At 69.2% G+C, this 17,611-nt stretch carries 12 protein-coding genes; 1 reads left to right on the top strand and 11 read right to left on the bottom strand.

Annotated features, from left to right (window positions below; translation table 11 throughout):
• Nucleotides 1-70: 70 nt before the first annotated feature.
• From ACZ7M3_RS13795 to ACZ7M3_RS13750, 10 genes are all read right to left on the bottom strand, one after another.
• Nucleotides 71-1,672 carry a CYTH and CHAD domain-containing protein gene (locus tag ACZ7M3_RS13795; RefSeq protein WP_472063229.1) on the bottom strand — a complete coding sequence of 534 codons (1,602 nt, stop codon included), beginning with the start codon at nt 1,670-1,672 and terminating at the stop codon, nt 71-73.
• A gap of 945 nt (nt 1,673-2,617) precedes the next feature.
• Entirely contained in the window at nt 2,618-3,814 is a 1,197-nt protein-coding gene (gene rodA / locus ACZ7M3_RS13790; protein ID WP_095854694.1) for a rod shape-determining protein RodA, read from the bottom strand.
• Nucleotides 3,811-6,072, bottom strand: coding sequence for a penicillin-binding protein 2 (mrdA, locus tag ACZ7M3_RS13785; protein WP_472063227.1), 2,262 nt, complete (start codon nt 6,070-6,072; stop codon nt 3,811-3,813). The genes rodA and mrdA overlap by 4 nt, the downstream gene beginning before the upstream one ends.
• A gap of 152 nt (nt 6,073-6,224) precedes the next feature.
• Complete coding sequence (gene mreD / locus ACZ7M3_RS13780) at nt 6,225-6,890, bottom strand: rod shape-determining protein MreD (RefSeq protein ID WP_472063225.1); 666 nt, start codon at nt 6,888-6,890, stop codon at nt 6,225-6,227.
• A 13-nt stretch (nt 6,891-6,903) separates the two neighbouring features.
• On the bottom strand, nt 6,904-7,842 hold the full coding sequence (gene mreC, locus ACZ7M3_RS13775) for a rod shape-determining protein MreC (RefSeq protein WP_472063223.1): 939 nt from the start codon (nt 7,840-7,842) through the stop codon (nt 6,904-6,906).
• A gap of 154 nt (nt 7,843-7,996) precedes the next feature.
• Nucleotides 7,997-9,016 (bottom strand): rod shape-determining protein, encoded by a 1,020-nt coding sequence (locus ACZ7M3_RS13770; protein WP_037747701.1) that lies wholly within the window; start codon nt 9,014-9,016, stop codon nt 7,997-7,999.
• Between the two features lie 461 nt (nt 9,017-9,477).
• Entirely contained in the window at nt 9,478-9,891 is a 414-nt protein-coding gene (ndk, locus tag ACZ7M3_RS13765) for a nucleoside-diphosphate kinase (protein WP_054231901.1), read from the bottom strand.
• A gap of 200 nt (nt 9,892-10,091) precedes the next feature.
• Nucleotides 10,092-10,445, bottom strand: a complete 354-nt coding sequence (locus ACZ7M3_RS13760) for a DUF4233 domain-containing protein (protein ID WP_075031812.1) — start codon at nt 10,443-10,445, stop codon at nt 10,092-10,094.
• Nucleotides 10,446-10,450: 5 nt separating this feature from the next.
• Nucleotides 10,451-11,992, bottom strand: coding sequence for a bifunctional tetrahydrofolate synthase/dihydrofolate synthase (gene folC / locus ACZ7M3_RS13755; RefSeq protein ID WP_472063221.1), 1,542 nt, complete (start codon nt 11,990-11,992; stop codon nt 10,451-10,453).
• Nucleotides 11,993-12,433: 441 nt separating this feature from the next.
• Nucleotides 12,434-15,058: a valine--tRNA ligase gene (locus ACZ7M3_RS13750; protein ID WP_472063219.1), complete on the bottom strand. Its 2,625-nt coding sequence runs from the start codon at nt 15,056-15,058 to the stop codon at nt 12,434-12,436.
• A 135-nt stretch (nt 15,059-15,193) separates the two neighbouring features.
• Between ACZ7M3_RS13750 and ACZ7M3_RS13745 the strand changes: the two genes are divergently transcribed.
• A complete protein-coding gene (locus tag ACZ7M3_RS13745; protein WP_472063217.1) occupies nt 15,194-16,225 on the top strand; it encodes a hypothetical protein in 1,032 nt (343 codons plus the stop codon).
• 89 nt (nt 16,226-16,314) lie between these two features.
• On the opposite strand, the gene clpX is transcribed toward ACZ7M3_RS13745, so the two are convergent.
• Nucleotides 16,315-17,601 carry an ATP-dependent Clp protease ATP-binding subunit ClpX gene (gene clpX, locus ACZ7M3_RS13740; protein ID WP_067370615.1) on the bottom strand — a complete coding sequence of 429 codons (1,287 nt, stop codon included), beginning with the start codon at nt 17,599-17,601 and terminating at the stop codon, nt 16,315-16,317.
• Between the last annotated feature and the right edge of the window lie 10 nt (nt 17,602-17,611).

The raw sequence follows: 17,611 nt of genomic DNA, 5'->3' as shown, positions 1-17,611 counted from the left end.
TCGTGAGCTGGGAGGTACTGACAGGGTTGACCATCCAGCCTAACGCGGCCGCGGCCGGCCCCCGTACGCCTCAGACGGCGCCCTGGCCCTCGATCGCCTCCCACTCCCCCGGCAGCGCCGCCTCCACCGCCGCCGCGCGCTGCTCCGCGCGGCCGTACAGCACGCCGTACGTGAACGCGTTCTCGCCCTCCTCGTGTGCCTCGGTCGCCAGCTCCCGCAGGGACCCGCGGACCATCACACTGTCCTGGTGGTCGCCCAGCAGCGTCTGCAGGGACTTCATCGACTTGACCAGGTCGGCGGCGGGTTCGCCGAGGGCGGGGGTGGCCGCCTCGGCCGCGTAGCGCGTGCGCTTGGCCTTCTTGCGGGCGTCGTGCATCGCGAGGTCGCGCTCGGAGCCGGAAGGCAGTTCCAGGGCCTCGCCGACCAGGTCGGCGACCTTCTTGAAGTCCTTCCGTACGGCCTTGGCGATCACCGTCTCGGGCTTCTTCGAGGCCGCCTCCTGCAGGGGCGGCCTGGCCACCAGGGTGTCCAGCGTCGTCAGCAGGTCCAGGTAGCGCTTGCCGTCCAGTACGGCGATCAGGCGCTGCCGGGAGCCGGAGCGGCGGGCTCCCGACCAGGTGTCCAGGCGGGCCTGGACGGGGCCCGTGACCAGGTCGGACGGGAGGTCGTCGAGCGCCGCCGTCAGGTGCTCGGTGAGGACCTCCTGGTCGCGGTCGACACCCAGCTCGGCGGCGAGCCACTTCAGCTCGACGCCGATCGGGTCGGTGACGGTGCGGTCGAGGATCTTGCCGTACGAGCGGAACGTGCTGCGGAGGCGGCGGGTGGCGACGCGCATACGGTGCACGGAGTCGGGCACGTCGCGGCGGACGGCTGGGTCCAGCTCGACGATCGCGTCGCGCTGCTCGCGGACGTAGGTGAGGATGTGGTCGCCCGCGGTGTGCGGGGGCGAATCGGGGGGTTCGGGCTTCGCGGCCGTCGTCGTCGCCTTCGACACGTCAGCGACCTTGCCTGCCTTCCCCTCCTTGCCTGCCTTCTCCGGCCTGCCTGCCTTCTCCGGCTTGCGGGGGGCCGTGTCGTCGAGTGCCTTGGCCAGTTTGGACGCCGAGGAGGAGCGTTTGATGCCCGCCTTGCGGAACTTCTTCTCGACCTTGTCGAGGAAGGCCGGATCGCCGTCGTCGGCGAGTTCCACCTCGATCTCGGTCCATTCCGCGCTGCCCGCGCCGCCGCTGAGGCGCTCCGCGCGGACGCGGTCGACGCTGACCTCGGCGAGGAGGGTGCCGGAGGCGTCGACGAGGTGGCGGATGTCGCGGGCCGACAGGAGACGTACGACGGGGACCAGTTCGGCCTCGCGGATGCGGGAGCGGACGAGGGCGGTCAGGTCTTCGGGGACGGTGTCGGAGAGCGGGGCGCGGATTTCGTCGCGGACACCCTCGGAGACGGGGAGTTTGAGGTGCCAGCCCGCGTCGTCGCCGCCGGTGCGGCGGCGGAGGGTGAGGGAGGCGGTGGCGAGCCGCTGGTCGGCCGTGTCGTAGTAGGTGGCGTCCAGTTCGGCCACGCCCTTGTCGATGACGCCCGAGACTCCCGGGACGTCGGTCAGGTCCGGGAGTGGCGCGTCGCCGCCGGCCGGGGGACCCTCGTACTTTCGCTCGATTTCGCGCTTGGTGTCCGCCATGAACTGAATCTAGTGGCTGTCGGGCCGGGATGGCAGTACCAGCCCCTTCCAGGACCTCCGGGAACGACCGGATCTCGCCCCCGCCGCCCCTACCCTCCCCCAAGCTCTCGGCTTCGCTCGAGCAGCGGGACCCCCATCATCCCCAGGGGCTCCGCCCCTTCAACCCCACCAGGGGCTACGCCCCCTGAACCCCCGCGGGGCTGCAGCCCCTGCACCCCGCCATGGGCTGCGCCCCCTGGCCCCCACCGGGGGCCGCTGCCCCCTACACCCCCCGACAGGGCTCTGCCCCCGCGCCTCATCGGAGGCTGCTGCCCCTGAAATCCCGCAGGCTCTGCCCTAGCGCCCCGCTGGGGGCTGCCGCCCCCTACACCCCCCGCAGGGCTCCGCCCTTGGACCCCGGCGGGCCCGCAGCCCCGACCCCCGCCGGGACTGCGCCCGAGACCCCTGCCCGGGCGGGTGGGATGGGCGGGGCGGGGTGAGTAGGGCACGGCCTGAACGGCCTCGTTCTCAAACGCCGAACGGGCTGAAAGATGCGCACCGGGGTGAGTGGGTTGGACGGTGGTGGGGTGACGGCCGCCTCTTCCTCAAGCACCGGAGGCGTTGAAGGATGCGGGCCGGGCTGGGTGGCATGGCCGACTCGGCCACGTCCGCATGCGCCGGACGCGCGAGATGCGCTGAGGGCGGGACCGAATCGGGCACACCCCTCGAACACCGGACGCCCAAGGCTTTTAGGGGCGCGGGGAACTGCGCGACCAGCCCCCACCGGGCCGCAGCCGAAAAACCAACCGAAGCGCGGGGCGAAGCTCCGGTTCAGGGGCGCGGGGAACTGCGCGACCAGCCCCCACCGGGCCGCAGCCGAAGAACCGACCGACCCGGACCCGGCATCCCCGCAGACAAGGAACCCCCGGCCGACAACGCACCCCCTCCCGCCCAACCGCCGGAGGCCTACGCCGACATGGGGCGTTGGACTCTGATCGACTGCAACAACCCCACCGCCACCCACACCGCGAACATCGACGAACCGCCATAGGAGACGAAGGGCAGGGGGAGGCCCGCGACCGGCATGATGCCCAGGGTCATGCCGATGTTCTCGAAGGCCTGGAAGGCGAACCAGGCGATGATGCCGGCGGCGACGATCGTGCCGTACAGCTCGGTGGTCTCGCGGGCGATGCGGCAGGCCCGCCACAGGACGACGCCCAGCAGGAGCAGGATCAGGCCGGCGCCCACGAAGCCCAGTTCCTCGCCCGCGACCGTGAAGACGAAGTCCGTCTGTTGTTCCGGGACGAACTGGCCCGTGGTCTGGGAGCCGTGGCCCAGGCCCGTGCCGAAGAGGCCGCCGGAGCCGATGGCGATACGGGCCTGGTTGGTGTTGTAGCCGACGCCCGCCGGGTCGAGGTCGGGGTTGGCGAAGGCGGCGAAGCGGTTGATCTGGTACTCGTCGAGGATCTTGAGCTGCCAGATCGCCACCGCGCCCAGCGCACCGGCACCGAGCAGACCGAACACCCAGCGGTTGGAGGCGCCGGAGGCGAGCAGCACGCCGAGCACGATGATGACCGCGACCATGATCGTGCCCAGGTCGGGCATGAGCAGCACGATCATCATCGGGACGGCCGCGAGGCCCAGCGCCTGCAGCACCGTGCGGTGGTCGGGGTACTGCTTGTCGCCCGCGTCCACCCGGGTGGCCAGCAGCATCGCCATGCCCAGAATGATCGTGATCTTGGTGAACTCGGCGGGCTGGAGCGACAGACCGCCCGCGACGAGCCAGTTGCGCTGGCCGTTGATCGTCGCGCCGAGCGGGGTCAGCACCAGCAGGATCATGAAGACCGAGAGGCCGTACAGGATCGGGACCGCCGTGCGCAGGGTGCGGTGACCCAGCCAGATCGTGCCGACCATCAGGCCGAATCCGATGCCGGTGTTCATGAGGTGGCGGATGAGGAAGTAGTACGGGTCGCCCTGGTTGATCTCGGTGCGGTTGCGGGTCGCCGAGTAGACGAGGGCCGAGCCGATCAGGGACAGCGCGAGGGCCGAGAGCAGTATCGGCCAGTCGAGGCGGCGGGCGAGGGAGTCACGGGCGAGGAGCCGTGACAGCCCGCCGCGGGCGGGGCCGTAGCCGGAGACGGAGAAGTTGTTCGCTCCGGTCATGTCAGGATCCTCGTCCCCCGCCGCTTCTTCGGACGGTCCGTACGCCTTCGGGTGTTGCGGTTACTGGCCGTCGGGGACGGCGTGGTGCCCGCGGGCAACTGCTGGTCGGTGGCCCCGGGCGAGGGCGACTCGCTGGCCTGGAGGTCCTTGACCGGGTCCTTGGAGATCTCCGGGGTGTCGATCGAACCGTCCGTCTGGATCTTCGGAAGACCCTTCTGCGGAGTGGGGAGGAGCGCCTTCGACTTGTCGATGGAACCGTCGGCCTGGACGCCGTACAGCGCGTTGTAGATGTTGCGCACGGCCTCACCGGAGGCGCCGGAACCCGTACCGGCCTGGGCGATGGTCATGACGACCGTGTAGTCCTTGGTGTAGGTGGCGAACCAGGACGTGGTCTGCTTGCCGTAGACCTCGGCGGTACCGGTCTTGGCGTGCAGCGCGATCTTGTCCTGCGGCCAGCCGCCGAACTTCCAGGCGGCGGTACCACGGGTGACGACGCCTTCCAGGGCCGAGTCCATGCCCTTGAGCGTGGCCTTGCTGATCGGCAGCTTGCCCTTGGCCTTGGGCTTGATCTCCTGGACCGTCTTGCCGTCGGCGCTGACGATCGCCTTGCCGATGGTCGGGGCGTGGATGGTGCCGCCGTTGGCGAGCGCCCCGTAGATCATGGCCTCCTGGATCGGGGTGACGAGGGTGTCGCCCTGACCGATGGAGTAGTTGATCTCGTCACCCTCGCGCATCTTGTTGCCCTCGAGGCAGTTCTCGTACGCGATCTTCTGGACGTAGTCGCCGTCCTTCTTGCCGGTCTTGCACCAGACGTCCTTGTTGGCCTTCCAGTAGCTCTGCTTCCACTGGCGGTCCGGGACGCGGCCGGTGACCTCGTTGGGCAGGTCGACGCCGGTCTCCTTGCCGAGGCCGAACTGGTGGGCGGCCTTGAAGAAGTAGTCCTTCGGCTCCCCCTTCTTGGGGTTGATGCCGCCGTCCTTCTTCCACTCGTTGTCCGCGAGGCCGTAGAAGACGGTGTCGCAGGAGACCTCGAGGGCCCGGCCGAGCGAGATGGGGCCGAAGTTCTCGCCCTCGAAGTTCTTGAAGACCTGGCCGCCCACCGAGTACGAACTGGTGCAGGGGTAGCCGCCGTCCCACTCGTAGCCGGCCTCGACCGCGGCGGCCGTGGAGACCACCTTGAAGGTCGAACCGGGCGCGGACTGACCCTGTATGGCCCTGTTGAGCAGCGGGTAGTCGGAGTTCTTTCCGGTGAGGGCCTTGTAGTCCTTGGCGGAGATGCCGCCGACCCAGGCGTTCGGGTCGTACGTCGGGGCGGACGCCATGGAGACGATCCGGCCGGTCTTGGCCTCCATCACCACGACGGCGCCCGAGTCGGCCTTGTAGTTCTCGCCGGTGATCTTGTCGAACTGCTGGCGGGCGGTCTTCATCGCCGTGTCCAGCTCGTACTCGGCGACCCGCTGGACGCGGGAGTCGATGCTGGTGACGAGGTTGGAGCCGGACTGGGCCGCGTCGCTCTTGGCCTTGCCGATCACGCGGCCGAGGTTGTCGACCTCGTAACGGGTGACGCCGGCCTTGCCGCGCAACTCCTTGTCGTACTGGCGCTCGAGGCCGGAGCGGCCGACCTGGTCGGAGCGGAGGTAGGGCGAGCTGCTGTCCTTGGCCTGGGTGATCTCGGCGTCCGTGACGGGCGAGAGATAGCCGAGGACCTGAGCGGTGTTGGCCTTGCCGGGGGCGGCGTAGCGGCGTACGGCCTCGGGCTCGGCGCTGATGCCGGGGAAGTCCTCGGAGCGCTCACGGATCTGCAGGGCCTGCTTGGCGGTGGCCTCGTCGGTGATGGGGATGGGCTGGTACGGGGAGCCGTTCCAGCAGGGCTGCGGCGTCTTCGCGTCACACAGCCGGACCTTCTGGATGACGTCCTCGGGCTTCATGTCCAGCACGCCGGCCAGCTTCGTCAGAACCGCCTTGCCGTCGTCCTTCATCTTCATCAGGTCGGTGCGCGAGGCGGAGACCACGAGCCGGGTCTCGTTGTCGGCGATCGGCACCCCACGCGCGTCGAGGATCGAGCCGCGTACGGCGGGCTGGACGACCTGCTGGACGTGGTTGCCGGAGGCTTCCTTGGCGTACTCCTGGCCGTTGCGGATCTGGAGGTACCAGAGGCGGCCGCCGAGGGTGCCGAGGAGGGAGAGGACGAGGATCTGGATGACGACGAGTCGGATCTGTACCCGTGGGGTCCTGCCGGTCTCGGGAATGTTGGTCACTGGTGCTGCCTCCCCCTCTCAGAGTGGGTACGGGACACGGGCGCGCGAGCCGTGTGCGTACGGGGCGCCACATGCGTACGAGTCATACAAGTCATACGAGTACACGGCGAACCTGGGGGCCTTGACCCCGGGGTCGATCAACTGACGTGTGCTCACAGACGCTTGACCCCCTTGATGCGCCCCGCGCGGGCGACGCGCGCCCGAGCGGCCCTGACCCGGTGGCCGCGCTGACTGCCGATGCGCAGGCCGGTGCCGGAGGCCAGCCAGCCCGAGGAGACGTCGGCGGCCTTGGGGCTGTTGGAATCGCCGAGCGGACTGCCCTCGGAGCGCCGGGCCAGGGCCATCAGTCCCGGGACCACGAACGGCGCGAGCAGCAGGTCGTACAGGGCGGCCGTGAACAGCAGGCTGCCCAGGCCCACATGGCGGGCCGCGGTGTCACCGACGAGGGCGCCGACACCGGCGTACAGCAGGGTGGAGCCGACCGCGGCGGCGACGACCACGGCCATCGGGCCGGTCGCCGACTTGAGCTGGCCGTTCTCCGGCTTCGCCAGCCCCGCGAGATAGCCGATGACGCACAGCACGAGGGCGTAGCGCCCGGCGGCGTGGTCGGCGGGCGGGGCGAGGTCGGCGAGCAGGCCGGCGGCGAAGCCGATGAGGGCGCCGCCGACATGGCCGTAGACCATGGCGAGGGCCAGCACGGTGAGCAGGACGAGGTCCGGGACGGCGCCCGGGAGATGGAGACGGGCGAGGACGCTCACCTGGATCACCAGGGCAACCACCACCAGGGTGGCGGAGAGCAGCATCCGATTGAAACGCATGGGGATTCAGCTCCTACGGCGTCTGGCCGGTGACGGGCTCGGACGCCGAGGGGGTGACCGTCACGGTCACGGTCGGCGTGGGCGTCGGTTTGGGCTTGGCCGGCAGCACCGTGTCACGTGGGTCCTTGCGGGGGGCCTCTACGACGACGCCGACGATGTCGAGTTTCGAGAACGCGACGTACGGCGTGACGTAGATCGTGCGGGTCAGGTCGCCGCCCGACGGATCGACACGGGAGACCACGCCGACCGGGACGCCGGGCACGAAGGGCTTGTCGGCCTGCGAGCCGAAGGTGACCAGCCGGTCCCCCTTCTTGATCTTCGCCTTGCCGTTGAGCATCTCCACCCGCAGCGGGCGGTCGCCCTGACCGGAGGCGAAGCCGAGCTCGTCGCTGGCCTCCATCCGCGTACCGACGGTGAAATCGGGGTCGTTGGCGAGCAGCACCGTGGCGGTGTCCGGGCCGACGGTGGTCACGCGGCCGACGAGCCCGTCGCCGTTCAGGACCGTCATGTCGCGCTGGATGCCGTCGTTGCTGCCGACGTCGATGGTCACGGTCCAGGAGAAGCCCTGGGCTGCTCCTATGGCGATGACCTCGGCGCCCTTGATGCCGTACTGCCCGGCGCCGGCCGTCTTCAGCATCTTGTCGAGCTGGTTCAGACGGCTGCGATTGCGGTCGTCACTGCCGAGCTTGGCCTTCAGCGCCGTGTTGTCGTGCTCGAGTTGGGCGATGCGATCGTGCCGACCGTCCGAGTCGCGGACCGCGGCGATCGCGTTGCCGACGGGGTCGACCGCGGAGGACACCCCGTTCTCGATCGGGCCGAAGACCGTCGCGGCGGCTTGGCGGGCACCCTGGACCGGTGAGTCCTGTCCACCACGGATGTCCACCGTGATCAAAGCGAACGCGATGGCGATCAGCAGCACCAGGAGCAGCCGGCTCTCTCGTGTGTCCCTCACGTGCGGCGGCCGTGCCTTCCTCGTCGGTGTCAACAGGAACGCACCCCGAGCGAGTGCTGACGCCCAAGGGTGTTATGGGGGAGCTTATGCCTCGATATCAACGATCCGCCGTACGAGAGGCGATCATCCCGTACGGCGGAGTCGAAGAGTTGCCTCATCTGCGCGGCTGGGCGTCAAGAACCTGCTGGAGCGCCTCGAATTCCTCGACGCACTTGCCGGATCCGAGCGCCACGCTGTCCAGCGGATCCTCGGCGATGTGGATCGGCATACCGGTCTCGCGGCGCAGGCGTTCGTCGAGCCCGCGCAGCAGCGCCCCGCCGCCCGTCAGAACGATTCCGCGGTCCATCACGTCACCCGACAGCTCCGGCGGGCACTTGTCGAGCGTCGTCTTCACGGCGTCGACGATCGCGTTGACCGGTTCCTCGATCGCCTTGCGGACCTCGGCCGCGGAGATGACAACGGTCTTGGGCAGCCCGGAGACGAGGTCCCGGCCGCGGATTTCGGTGTGCTCGTCGTTGTCCAGGTCGTACGCCGAACCGATCGTGATCTTGATCTGTTCGGCGGTGCGTTCACCGAGGAGGAGGCTGTACTCCTTCTTGATGTGCTGGATGATCGCGTTGTCCAACTCGTCGCCCGCGACGCGGATGGACTGGGCGGTGACGATGCCGCCGAGCGAGATGACCGCGACCTCCGTGGTGCCGCCGCCGATGTCCACCACCATGTTGCCCGTGGCCTCGTGGACCGGCAGGCCGGAGCCGATGGCCGCGGCCATCGGCTCCTCGATGATGTGCACCTGGCGCGCGCCGGCCTGGGACGACGCCTCGATGACGGCACGGCGCTCGACACCCGTGATGCCCGAGGGCACGCAGACGACGACACGGGGACGGGCGAGATAACGCCGCTTGTGGATCTTCAGGATGAAGTAGCGGAGCATGCGTTCGGTGATCTCGAAGTCGGCGATGACACCGTCCTTCAGCGGGCGCACGGCAACGATGTTGCCGGGGGTCCGCCCGATCATCTTCTTCGCCTCCGCGCCGACCGCGAGGATGCCACCGGTGTTGGTGTTGATCGCGACGACGGACGGCTCGTTGAGTACGATCCCGCGACCCCTGACGTACACCAGCGTGTTGGCGGTCCCGAGGTCGACAGCCATGTCACGGCCGATGAACGACATTGAGTTCCCCATCAGGATTCGTCTGGCCTTCCCAAGTGGAGCTTTGACGGCTTTTTAGGAACGGCGAGGTGGGTGCAGTGACGTGAAGGTCTCCATCGTAGACGCGCCCGCACGAACACTGCGCGAGGGTCTTCGCCATTGTCAGCATGCGTGGCGTCGCCCCGCTTGTGGAGACGACCCAACGGGGGCACGCGTTCCCCCGATCGGCACGCATATGCCGCGGGACGGCCGGAATTTCCACGGCCGTCCCTGGTCGGACATCAGGCTGGGGACGCAAGCCCTTTACAAGCCTTCGTAAGCCGTTACCAGAACATCTTGGAATTGTGATGTCTGTGCGGGTCTACCGCGACTTGGACGCGACTTGGACTTGACGTGCAGCTGACTGGGACCTGGCCCGGAGGCGACTTGTAGGCGGCTCGGCGGCGACTTGGGCGCAGCTCGGACGCGACTACGAGGAGGGGTCAGACGCGGCCGGGGAAGAAGATCTTCAGCTCGCGCTCGGCGGACTCCTCGGAGTCGGAGGCGTGGATCAGGTTCTCGCGGACGATCACGCCGTAGTCGCCGCGGATGGAACCGGGGGCGGCGGCGATGGGGTCGGTGGGGCCGGCGAGCGCGCGCACGCCCTCGATGACCCGCTCGCCCTCGACGACCAGCGCCACGACGGGGCCGGACGCCATGAACTCCACCAGCGGCTCGTAGAACGGCTTGCCCTTGTGCTCGCCGTAGTGCTGTTCCAGCGTGTCCTGGTCCAGCGTGCGCAGCTCCAGCGCGGTGATCTGCCAGCCGGCCTTGCGCTCGATACGGCTGATGATCTCGCCGGTCAGGCCGCGACGGACGGCGTCGGGCTTGAGGAGGACGAGGGTGCGCTGGCTCACGGTGGTGGCTCCTTCGGGTCACAAGTGTGCGGGTGATCGAGGCTACAGGGCGTGTCTGGGTGGGTGTTACGCAGAGTCAGGTGGGCGGGGGCGTTCGGGGCTATTCGCGGCTATTCAGGACTGTTCATGGCAGTTCGACTGCGGGCGGCGGGTGGGGGCCGGTCGCGCGCAGTCGGTAGGGGCGGCGGGGGCGAAAAGGCCTACGCCGGGTTCCCGCCCGCCTCCGCCTGCGCAGCGAACCTCGCCTTGGCCTCGTCGATCTTCCGCCCGTAGTGCACCGAGGCCCACCACAGCGCGGCGAAGATCGCCCCCAGGAAGAACATCGACCCCACGACGAACCCGCCGGCGATCAGCGCGATCTGCAGGGCCCAGCCGAGCTGGACACCCCCAGGCCGGGTGATCATCCCGCAGAGCAGGACACTCACCGCCATGAAGATCCCGCTGACCGTCCACACCGTGGCCATGGACAGATCGGGATCCTTCATGGCGACGAGCCCGGCGAAGCCGATGACGAAGAACTCGCCGATCAGGGTGGAAGCACAGAGCGTACGCACAGCGGTCAGCCCCTCCTCAGGAGCAGTCGGGCCTCGCCGACGGTGATGACGGAGCCGGTCACGAGAACGCCGCCGCCCGCGTACTCGCCCTCCTCCTCGGCCAGCGTGATCGCCGCCTCGATCGCGTCGTCGAGCCGCGGCTCCACCTGCACCCGCTCGTCGCCGAAGATCTCGACGGCGATCCCGGCGAGCTCGTCGGCGTCCATCGCGCGATGGCTGGAGTTCTGGGTGATCACGACCTCGGCGAAGATCGGCTCGAAGGCCTCGAGCAGCCCCTGAACGTTCTTGTCGCCACTCGCGCCGACGACCCCGATCAGCCGGCTGAAGTCGAAGGCCTCGCCCACGGCCTCGGCGGTGGCACGGGCACCCGCCGGGTTGTGCGCGGCGTCCAGGACGACGGTCGGCGAGCGCCGTACGACCTCGAGGCGGCCCGGCGAGGTGACGGAGGCGAAGGCCTTCCGCACGGTGTCGATGTCGAGCCGCTGGGCGTGCGCCGCGCCGACGCCGAAGAACGCCTCGACCGCGGCGAGCGCCACGGCGGCGTTGTGCGCCTGGTAGGGGCCGTGCAGCGGCAGGAAGATCTCCTCGTACTCCCCGCCGAGCCCGCGCAGTGTGACGAGCTGCCCGCCGACGGCGACCTGCCGGGCGACGACCCCGAACTCCAGGCCCTCCCGGGCCACGGTCGCGTCGACGTCCACGGCCTTCTTCAGCAGCACCTGAGCGGCGTCCACCGGCTGCTGCGCCAGGATCACCGTCGCGTCCTGCTTGATGATGCCGGCCTTCTCGGTGGCGATCTCGCCGGGCGTCTCGCCGAGCCGGTCGGTGTGGTCGAGGTCGATGGGGGTGACGACGGCGACGTCCCCGTCGATCACGTTGGTGGCGTCCCAGCTGCCGCCCATGCCGACCTCGACGACGGCGACGTCGACGGGGCTGTCCGCGAAGGCGGCGTACGCCATGCCGGTGAGCACCTCGAAGAACGACAGCCGGTACTCCTGCTGGCCGTCGACCATCTCGATGTACGGCTTGATGTCGTTGTACGTCTCGATGAACCGCTCGGCGGAGATCGGGGCGCCGTCGAGGCTGATCCGCTCGGTGATCGACTGGACGTGGGGGCTGGTGTACCGGCCGGTGCGCAGGTCGAAGGCGCCGAGGAGGGACTCGATCATGCGGGCGGTGGAGGTCTTGCCGTTCGTGCCCGTGATGTGGATCGAGGGGTACGCGCGCTGGGGCTCGCCCAGGACGTCCATCAACGCGGCGATCCGGCTGACGGAGGGCTCCAGCTTGGTCTCACCCCAGCGGCTGGCGAGCTCGGCCTCCACCTCGCGCAGCGCCTTGTCGACCTCGGGGTCGGCCGGGCGCGCGGGTACGTCGGCCTGGCGGCCCGCGTCGGCGCCCTGGGCGCGCAGGGTGCGGCTGCCGGCCTCGATCACCGCGAGGTCGGGGTCGCGGTCGGTCTCGGCCGCGATGATCTCGTCGAAGAGACCGTGCGGGTCGCTGGGGTCCGGCTCGTCCGGCTCGCTGCTGTCGTGCGGGGGGAGCTCACTCACGCTGCCAGTCTACGGAGCCGAGCCCACCCCGGGTCTCTCGCCCCCGCCGCCCCTACCCGCCCCATCCCCGGGGGCTCCGCCCCCGGACCCCCCGGGTGGGTTCTTCGGCTACGGGCGAGTGGGGGCCGGTCGCGCAGTTCCCCCCACCGCCCCGCAGCCAAACGAATCCGGCGGGCGGGGGATACGGGGCGAAGCCCCGCCTCAGGGGCGCGGGGAACTGCGCGACCAGCCCCCACCGCCCCGCAGCCAAACGAATCCGGGTGGGCGGGGATGCGGGGCGAAGCCCCGCCTCAGGGGCGCGGGGAACTGCGCGGCCGGCCCCCACCCACCCGCAGCCGAACAACTCCGCGCGACCAGAGGGCCGGGAGGCAGCCGAAGGACGTCGATGGCCCCCGGGACCGGTGAGGTCCCGGGGGCCTTCGTTCAGCTACGGCAGAGCCCTTACGCCTCCGGGAGGCGTTCCAGTTGGGTCTGGATGCGGGCGATGTCCTCGTCCGCCTTGGCGAGTCGCGTACGGATCTTGTCCACGACCTGGTCCGGCGCCTTGGCGAGGAACGCCTCGTTGCCGAGCTTGGCGTTCGCCTGGGCCTTCTCCTTCTCCGCGGCGGCGAGGTCCTTGGCGAGCCGCTTGCGCTCGGCCGCGACATCGATCGTCCCGGAGAGGTCGAGCGCCACCGTGGCCCCGGCGACGGGAAGCGTCGCCGTCGCCGCGAAGGCCTCGCCCTCCGGCTGCAGCCGCAGCAGCTGGCGGATGGCCGCCTCGTGCGGGGCGAGGGCGGTGCCGTCCAGTGTGAGGCGGGCCGGAACACGCTGGCCGGGCTGAAGACCCTGGTCGGCACGGAAGCGGCGGACCTCCGTGATGACCTGCTGAAGCGTCTCGATCTCACGCTCGGCGCCCGCGTCACGGAAGCCGGAGTCGGTCGGCCACTCGGCGATGACGACCGACTCGCCGCCGGTCAGCGTCGTCCACAGCGTCTCGGTGACGAAGGGGACGATCGGGTGGAGGAGGCGCAGGGTGACGTCGAGGACCTCGCCCAGGACCCGCCCGGAGACCTTCGCCGGCTCGCCGCCCGCCATGAACGTCGTCTTGGACAACTCGACATACCAGTCGAAGACCTCGTCCCACGCGAAGTGGAACAGGACGTCCGAGAGCTTGGCGAACTGGAAGTCGTCGTAGAGCGCGTCGACTTCGGCGACCGTCGCGTTGAGACGGGAGAGGATCCAGCGGTCGGTCGCCGACATCTCCGAGGCGTCCGGCAGCGGGCCCTCCACCGTCGCGCCGTTCATCAGCGCGAAGCGCGTGGCGTTCCAGATCTTGTTGGCGAAGTTGCGCGAGCCCTGGACCCAGTCCTCACCGATCGGGACGTCGACGCCGGGGTTGGCGCCGCGCGCGAGCGTGAACCGGAGCGCGTCCGAGCCGTACTTGTCCATCCAGTCCAGCGGGTTGACCGCGTTGCCGAAGGACTTCGACATCTTCTTGCCGAACTGGTCGCGGACCATGCCGTGCAGGGCGATGGTGTGGAACGGCGGGGTGCCGTCCATCGCGTAGAGGCCGAACATCATCATCCGGGCGACCCAGAAGAAGAGGATGTCGTAGCCGGTGACCAGGACGGAGTTCGGGTAGAACTTCGCGAGCGACTCGGTCTGTTCGGGCCAGCCGAGGGTCGAGAAGGGCCAGAGGCCGGAGGAGAACCAGGTGTCGAGGACGTCGGTGTCCTGGTGCCAGCCCTCGCCGGTCGGGGCCTCGTCGTCGGGGCCGACACAGACGACCTCGCCGTTCGGGCCGTACCAGACCGGAATGCGGTGACCCCACCACAACTGCCGCGAGATGCACCAGTCGTGGAGGTTGTCGACCCAGTCGAAGTACCGCTTCTCCATCTCCTGCGGGTGAATCTTGACCCGGCCGTCGCGGACCGCGTCACCCGCGGCCTTGGCGAGCGGGCCGACCTTGACCCACCACTGCATGGACAGCCGCGGCTCGATGGTGGTCTTGCAGCGCGAGCAGTGGCCGACCGAGTGGACGTACGGCCGCTTCTCGGCGACGATCCGGCCCTCGGCGCGCAGCGCGGCGACGATGGCGGAGCGGGCCTCCAGCCGGTCCAGGCCCTGGAACGGACCCGGGACCGTGATGACCGCGTGCTCGTCCATCACGGCGATGTTCGGCAGGTTGTGGCGCTGGCCGATCTCGAAGTCGTTCGGGTCGTGGGCCGGGGTGACCTTGACCGCGCCCGTGCCGAACTCCGGATCGACGTGGGTGTCCGCGACGACCTGGATGAAACGCTCAGTGAGCGGGAGGCGGATGTTCTTGCCGACGAGGTGCTTGTAGCGCTCGTCGTCGGGGTGCACGGCGACAGCGGTGTCACCGAGCATCGTCTCGGCACGGGTGGTGGCGACGACGATCGTGTCGTCCCCCTCCCCGTACTTCATGGAGACCAGCTCGCCGTCGTCGTCCTGGTACTCGACCTCGATGTCCGAGATGGCCGTGAGACAGCGCGGGCACCAGTTGATGATGCGCTCGGCGCGGTAGATCAGCTCGTCGTCGTAGAGCTTCTTGAAGATGGTCTGGACGGCCTGGGACAGACCCTCGTCCATGGTGAAGCGCTCACGGGACCAGGCGACGCCGTCACCGAGGCGGCGCATCTGGCCGGAGATCTGTCCGCCGGACTCGGCCTTCCACTGCCAGACGCGATCGACGAAGGCCTCCCGGCCCAGGTCGTGGCGGGACTTGCCCTCCTTGCCCAGCTCCCGCTCGACGACGTTCTGCGTGGCGATGCCGGCGTGGTCCATGCCGGGCTGCCACAGCGTCTCGTAGCCCTGCATGCGCTTGCGGCGGGTGAGGGCGTCGATGAGGGTGTGTTCGAAGGCGTGCCCGAGGTGCAGGCTGCCCGTGACGTTCGGCGGCGGGATGACGACGGTGTAGGGCGGCTTGTCGCTCTTCGCGTCCGCCTCGAAGTAACCACGTTCTACCCAGCGCTCGTACAGCGTCCCCTCTACGTCGGCCGGCGCGTACTGGGTCGGCAGTTCGGGAGTGGGCTCTGATTGCGGCTGCTGAGAGTTCTCGGTCACGGAGTCAGTTTAGGGGCGTCACCGCCCTGTCCCGAAACACGATTCTTCGTAACGGTCCGCCCCCCACTGCCGTGGCACCCCAGGGGTTACGCCAGGATGTCAGGAACACATAAGCATCTGGAGGGGAACCCAGAGATGAGCTACAACCAGCCGGGCCCGTACGACGGGCCGCCCCAGCAGCCCGGACCGTACGGTCAGCCGGGGCAGCAAGGCCCTTACGGCCAGCCGCCGCAGGCTCCTCAGCCCGGCTACGGCCAGCCGCCGCAGGCCCCCCAGCCCGGCTACGGCTACCCGCAGCAGGCCCCTCCGCAGCCCGGCTACGGCTACCCCCAACAGGCTCCTCAGGGTGTCCCGCCGCAGACTCCCCCGTACGGTCAGCAGCCCGCGTACGGCCAGCAGCCCCCTTACGGGCAGCAGCCTCCCTACGGCCAGCAGCCCTACGGCGCCCCGCAGCCGCCCGCGCCCGGCGGCGGCAAGAAGAAGACGGCGATCGTCATCGGCTCGGTCGCGGTCGTCGCCGCGATCGCCGTGGGGGCGTATCTCGTCATCGGTGGCAGCAGCAGCGGCAGCGGTTCCGTCGCGGACGACGGCCCGCACAAGCTGACGACGCCCGCGACGGTCATCAACGGCACCTACAAGAAGTCCGACAGCTCCGATGACAACCCCACGATGTCCGACAGCGACATCAAGGACTTCGAGAAGTGGGGCGTGAAGAACGCCAAGGGCGCCGGCGCGGGCTACGCGAACGGCACGGGCCTGACCGCGAAGAACCTGTCCTTCAGCGGTGTGTACGGCACCATCGACGACCCGGAGGCCGTCGTCGACGCCATGTTCGCCAAGCTGAAGACGGAGTCCGAGAAGGACCAGAGCAAGGAAGACACCAAGGGCAAGCTGATCGGCAGCCCGCAGGAGTTCACGCCCTCCGGCTTCAGCAACGGCATCCTGAAGTGCCAGGCGGCCGAGATCACGAACACCGACTCGTCGACCTCGACGGCCGGCGCTCCCAAGACCGTGAAGGTGCCCCTGTGCGTCTGGGGCGACCACAGCACGGTCGCCTCCGTCACCTCGGTCGACATCGCCGCCTTCCTCACCGGCAAGAGCGGCTCGCTGGACGACGCGGCCGCCACCGCCGCCAAGCTCCGCAACGACGTCCGCGTCAAGATCTGACCGCACGCGTCAACCGCGAGCACAGCAACGGCGAAGGGGCCCCGGTCGGTTGACCGGGGCCCCTTCGGCGTACGTCCGTACGGTGGCGGTTACGCCGTCTTCTGCTCGCCCGGGCCGCGCCCGCGGGCGTCGCGCGGGATCAGCGTCGGGTTGACGTTGGACAGGACGACGTCCGCCGTGATGACGACCCTCGCCACGTCCTTGCGCGAGGGAACCTCGTACATCACCGCCTGGAGGACCTCCTCCATGATGGCGCGCAGGCCGCGCGCGCCGGTCTGGCGGAGGATCGCCTGGTCGGCGATGGCTTCCAGGGCCTCGCGCTCGAAGTCCAGCTCCACGCCGTCGAGTTCGAACAGGCGCTGGTACTGCTTCACGAGCGCGTTGCGCGGCTCCACGAGGATCTGGAGGAGCGCCGGCCGGTCGAGGTTGTGGACCGAGGTGATGACGGGCAGCCGGCCGATGAACTCGGGGATCATGCCGAACTTCACCAGGTCCTCGGGCATGACCGCCTCGAACTGGTCCTTGGACTCGAGCTCGCGCTTGGAGCGGATCGTCGCGCCGAAGCCGATGCCCTTGGCACCCGCCCTCGACTCGATGAGCTTCTCCAGGCCCGCGAAGGCGCCACCCACGATGAACAGGACGTTCGTCGTGTCGATCTGGATGAACTCCTGGTGGGGGTGCTTGCGTCCGCCCTGGGGCGGGACGGAGGCCGTCGTGCCCTCCAGGATCTTGAGCAGCGCCTGCTGGACGCCCTCGCCGGACACGTCTCGCGTGATCGACGGGTTTTCGCTCTTACGGGCCACCTTGTCGATCTCGTCGATGTAGATGATGCCCGTCTCGGCCTTCTTGACGTCGTAGTCGGCCGCCTGGATGAGCTTCAGCAGGATGTTCTCGACGTCCTCGCCGACGTACCCCGCCTCCGTCAGCGCCGTCGCGTCGGCGATGGCGAACGGGACGTTGAGCATGCGCGCGAGCGTCTGGGCGAGCAGAGTCTTGCCGGAGCCCGTGGGGCCCAGCAGGAGGATGTTGGACTTCGCCAACTCAATGGCGTCGTCCCGGCTCTGACCGCCGCCGTTCTCACCGGCCTGGACCCGCTTGTAGTGGTTGTACACCGCGACCGAGAGGGCTTTCTTGGCCGACTCCTGGCCGACCACGTACCCCTCGAGGAACTCGTAGATCTCGCGGGGCTTCGGGAGCTCCTCCCAGCGGACCTCGCTCGTTTCCGCGAGTTCTTCTTCGATGATCTCGTTGCAGAGATCGATGCACTCGTCGCAGATGTACACACCGGGGCCTGCGATGAGCTTCTTGACCTGCTTCTGGCTCTTGCCACAGAACGAGCACTTGAGCAGATCGCCGCCGTCACCGATGCGTGCCACGGTGTGCTTC

This window comes from Streptomyces sp. NPDC111656 (genome assembly GCF_055656965.1).
This window is presented reverse-complemented; position numbering and strand designations above follow the sequence as displayed.

Excerpts from the sequence above, each read along its gene's own strand:
- mreD (WP_472063225.1), bottom strand. The coding sequence starts at position 6,890 with ATGCGTTTCAATCGGATGCTGCTCTCCGCCACCCTGGTGGTGGTTGCC.
- ACZ7M3_RS13745 (WP_472063217.1), top strand. The coding sequence starts at position 15,194 with ATGAGCTACAACCAGCCGGGCCCGTACGACGGGCCGCCCCAGCAGCCC.
- rodA (WP_095854694.1), bottom strand. The coding sequence starts at position 3,814 with ATGACCGGAGCGAACAACTTCTCCGTCTCCGGCTACGGCCCCGCCCGC.
- ACZ7M3_RS13770 (WP_037747701.1), bottom strand. The coding sequence starts at position 9,016 with ATGTCGTTCATCGGCCGTGACATGGCTGTCGACCTCGGGACCGCCAAC.
- ACZ7M3_RS13795 (WP_472063229.1), bottom strand. The coding sequence starts at position 1,672 with ATGGCGGACACCAAGCGCGAAATCGAGCGAAAGTACGAGGGTCCCCCG.